Annotated in this window: 4 protein-coding genes and 1 pseudogene; 3 read left to right on the forward strand and 2 right to left on the reverse strand. The window is 56.6% G+C overall.

Features of this window, described 5'->3' with window-relative positions; all coding sequences use genetic code 11:
• On the reverse strand, positions 1–380 hold a 380-nt coding region (locus NW841_RS12245; RefSeq protein WP_414386620.1), incomplete at its 3' end, for an ATP-binding cassette domain-containing protein.
• A gap of 304 nt (positions 381–684) precedes the next feature.
• Between NW841_RS12245 and NW841_RS12250 the strand changes: the two genes are divergently transcribed.
• The 3 genes and pseudogenes from NW841_RS12250 to NW841_RS12260 form a co-directional block, all read left to right on the forward strand.
• Entirely contained in the window at positions 685–963 is a 279-nt protein-coding gene (locus tag NW841_RS12250; RefSeq protein ID WP_414386622.1) for a hypothetical protein, read from the forward strand.
• 52 nt (positions 964–1015) lie between these two features.
• Positions 1016–2644: a TM0106 family RecB-like putative nuclease gene (locus NW841_RS12255; protein ID WP_414386625.1), complete on the forward strand. Its 1629-nt coding sequence runs from the start codon at positions 1016–1018 to the stop codon at positions 2642–2644.
• A gap of 351 nt (positions 2645–2995) precedes the next feature.
• Positions 2996–3567: pseudogene (locus NW841_RS12260) on the forward strand (helix-turn-helix domain-containing protein); the annotation flags it as partial.
• Positions 3568–3614: 47 nt separating this feature from the next.
• Here the strand turns inward: NW841_RS12260 and NW841_RS12265 are convergent.
• The gene (locus NW841_RS12265) at positions 3615–3761 is read right to left on the reverse strand and encodes a hypothetical protein (protein WP_414386627.1); all 147 of its coding nucleotides are present in this window, start codon (positions 3759–3761) and stop codon (positions 3615–3617) included.
• Positions 3762–3881 lie beyond the last annotated feature (120 nt).

Raw genomic sequence — 3881 nt, forward strand, 5'->3', positions numbered from 1 at the left:
GGGTTGGGAATGTGGTGCATGCGCCCATGAAACTCCAGATTTTCCCAAACCGTCAGCTCTGCCTCCAGGGTGATGGGCTGCAACACCACCCCAATCTGCCGCCGCACCGCCAAGGGATCCCGCACCACGTCGTAGCCCCCCACATAGATGGATCCCTGGCTGGGACGGGTGAGGCTGGTGAGCATGCGGATGGTGGTGGACTTCCCAGCCCCGTTGGGCCCCAGCAGAGCAAACACCTCCCCCTGTGGGATCCGCAGGCTCAAGTCCTGCACGGCCACCTGCTGCCCAAAGCGCTTCCACACCCCCTGCATTTCCACTGCTGCCGGCTGGGTCTGAGGCAGGGCCGGGGCCATCGAAAGAGCGGTTACAGTCGGCTCCATCTGCGGGTGTAAAGAAATCTTTCTTCTCCAGCATACGTCAGTTGAGCCACAGGTCTTACTGGGGATCCCTGCTGTGTGATCTCTCGAGCTCTTCCGTGGCTGTGATCCCATCCTCTGTCAACTCTGCTGAAGCTTGCAAAACAAGTAGACACTGCCCCTGAAAACTGCGCTTACAAGACAGGGCAGGGCCATGTTGCAGGAGGGCAAATTGTGCTGAAAAGCTCATGGCATATCCGTAGACGCAGGTCATGATGGACTCAGCCCCTTTCTCCCCTAGCCGCCAACAGCTGCAACTAAGTAAAAAATGCAGAGCAAAGACCGATTTGACCAAATTGACTTCCGCCTGGATCGCCTAGTTGGTGCCGTGCTGACCCTAGCCGAGAGCGTCAGCTCCATCAAAGACGACTTGTCTTATTTGAAGGACATTGCTCAGCAACAGGTGCTGATGACCCAGGAGCAAACTGCCTGGCTGGGGGAGTTGAAGGCCGTTTGCCAGCAGCAGGCGGAGACGGCCCGTCGCCAAGCGGAAACAGTTGACCGCCTCATCGCCCATCTTTTGTCAGCTCAGGATCCCAGGTCGTAAGGGATCCCCAAAAGGCGTGCCAAAATGGCAGCAGAGCTGAGGTCGTCCGCCGTTGGAGTTTCAGGTTGCAGCAGCCCAGCAGGGTTCTATTGACGCAGAAGAGTTGCTGGCCTTTTTTCGCTGTCGGCGCCTGCCCTACCTAGATCGGTTTGGGCCTCAAGAAGCCAAGCTGCCGCCGGAAAGCCTGCTGGAGCAATGGCGCCGGGATCGCCAAGCTTTACAAGCTGCTGTGCTGGAGCAATTCCCCGGCGAACAGGTCGCGCCGGGTAATGAAGCCCTTTTGGCAGCCATGGCAGCAGGGGCAGAGCGGATCTACGGCGGACAGGTCGTAGCAGAGCTCTTCTGGGAAGTGGATCCCGAGGGAGTTGCTGAGGCAGAGCCTGCCGGCTCTGCAGTTGCCCTTGCCCCTTCCCCTGAGACAGAGGTTGCGCTCCCTGAAGAGGACTCCACCGACAAGACACCCTCCAACTCTGGACTGCCGCCTGCGGCTCTTCCAGAGTTTCGTTCCCTTTGGGTAAGCAGCTCCCTGGATCTCCTGATTCGGGATTCCGCCCTTCGCAGCCAAGGCCGGCCCGCCTACCTGCCGGTTCACATTCGCATTGGCAAGCGACCCAAGCCGGAGTACGAATTGTTGCTGGCGCTGCAGGCCGAATTGCTGGGATCCCTGCAGGGGCAGGTGCCCAAACGCGGCTTTTTGATTCTAAAAGATGGGAAGTGGCACCCTGTCCACCTCAGCCGACGCCGCGTCCAGGTGCGCCGCCTGCTGCAAGACTATCTGCGCTCCCTCGACCAGCCGGAGCCGCCCCAGGTGTTGATGGCCCGCAGCCGCTGTCATCTTTGCCACTGGCGGGAGCACTGTCGGCAGTTGAATGCCGTTGCCCAACCCCTCAGCCTGCTACCGGGTGTAACCGGATCCCGCTATCCCCTTTTGCAAGAGGCAGGGATCAACTCGATTGAGGCCTTAGCCAACGCCCGCCTGGAGATGCTCCAGGCCATCCCCAAGCTGGGAGCCGGCGTGGCCCTGCAACTGCAGCTTCAAGCCCGTGCCACCCTCAGCCGCAAGCCCCTTTGGCTGCAATCGCCGCCGCAAGCTCTGCCGACAGCACCCGTGGAGCTGTACTTCGATATCGAGGCGGATCCCCGTCACAACGTCGCTTACCTGTTGGGCTTGCTGGTGGTGCAACAAGCCGAGGGGGAAAAGCTGGTGAGCTACCACAGTTGCCTGGCTGTCGAGCCCCAGGAAGAAGGGCAAGCTTGGAAACAATTTTTGCACCTGGTTCAACGCTACCCTGAAGCGCCCATCTACCATTTCCATGGCTTTGAAGTGCAGACCTGTCAGCGGCTGGGGGAGCGATACCCTACGGATTCGCGGCAGGTGCGGCAATTGTTGCAGCGCTTCGTAGATTTACACGCCTGGATCCAACGCTCGGTGGTGCTGCCCATTGAAAGCTATTCCCTGAAAAACATTGCCCGCTGGCTGGGGTTCGAGTGGCGGTTGCCCAATGCCAATGGAGCCCAGTCCATCTACTGGTACAGCCAATGGCTGGAAACTCGAGATCGCCGCTATTTGGAGCAGTCGCTCATCTACAACGAGGACGACTGCCGGGCCACCTATTGCCTCAAAAACTGGCTAAGCCAAAGTGCGGTTCTCGCCCCTGTCGAGGGCCGAAGCTTCGATTAGAATCGGGTGAGACTAGCGGATTGGCCAGAGGGATCCCATGCGGCTGAAATCTCACGAATCCCCCCGCCGCCAGGGCAGGAACTATCGTGGTCATGGGGGAACGGCACGGAAGCGCCAGATTAACAAACGTAATCGCGCCTTGCTACAGCGATTGCAACAGAAGGAGCAGGGGCTCAGCTCTCGATCTTCTTGGCAGGGACAACTCAGCCCTGCCTTTTTTCTTCCTCAGCTTGTATTTAAGGGATCCCAGCCCACCGTCTCGGCCACCTGAGCCGCCAATCTGGTGGCATCGAAGGGCTTGGTAATCACTTTAGAGTAGGGTACAGGTCTCAAAAAGAAGGAGAGAAGGGGATGCCAACCCCTTCTTTAGGATCTACGGCAAAGAGTTGTAGCAGCTTATCAGGCAGGTCAGACCTCTATCCGCCAGGTAGCCGAACGGTTCATGGTAACCAAAAGAACAGTACACCGTTGGGTGCGACAGTACCAACCAACTCAGGATTAATCTCCAAGAAAGTAGGTGCGAAGCAAGTGGGTATTTTGGAACAACATCGACAGGAAGTGATGGCAATTATTGCAGAATACCCAGACTTCTACCTTTAGCAGTATCAAGAACTGTTGCGGGAACGCTTAGCGATTAATGTAATTACTTTCACGATACACAATTTCTTGAAAAAGCAAGGAATGACTCCAAAAAAAAGACTTACCGCAGTGGGAGAGTCCAAGAAGAGGAGGTGCAAAGAGAACGACTAGCTTATGGTCAAGAAGTCAGGGATATTCCAGCGGAGGATTTGATTGTCCTCGACCAGGCAGAGGTATAGGAGGAAATGGAACGGGGAGTAGCTCGGAGTTTACGCGGTCAAGGAGCTTATCATTATCGTCAGAGATACAAGGGGGAAAAGCATATTGAAATATCGAACCTTGCCAAGTTGTACGCAATGATCGAGATTGGAGCTGGATCCCAATACTCTTCCTAACTGCCCACATAGACCCTCAGACGGTCGAACAAGTTTTTCAAGCGGTAGGAGATGACTTCGTTGGTAAACCCATCGCCGATCCAGAGCTGATCACACGCATCTTCAACCGTCTGGAACGTCCAGAACTCTTGCGACGAGCTCAATGGAGAAACTTCCCGTAAGTCTCTTTCCCTCCATATGAAAATTAACCCCCCAAAAGTTGGGGGGTTGGGGTGGAGAGAAGAGCCTGGCACCGAGCTAGGTTACCGGAGGGTCACCCCTCA

The organism is Synechococcus sp. H60.3 (assembly GCF_047462295.1).
Classification (GTDB): domain Bacteria; phylum Cyanobacteriota; class Cyanobacteriia; order Thermostichales; family Thermostichaceae; genus Thermostichus.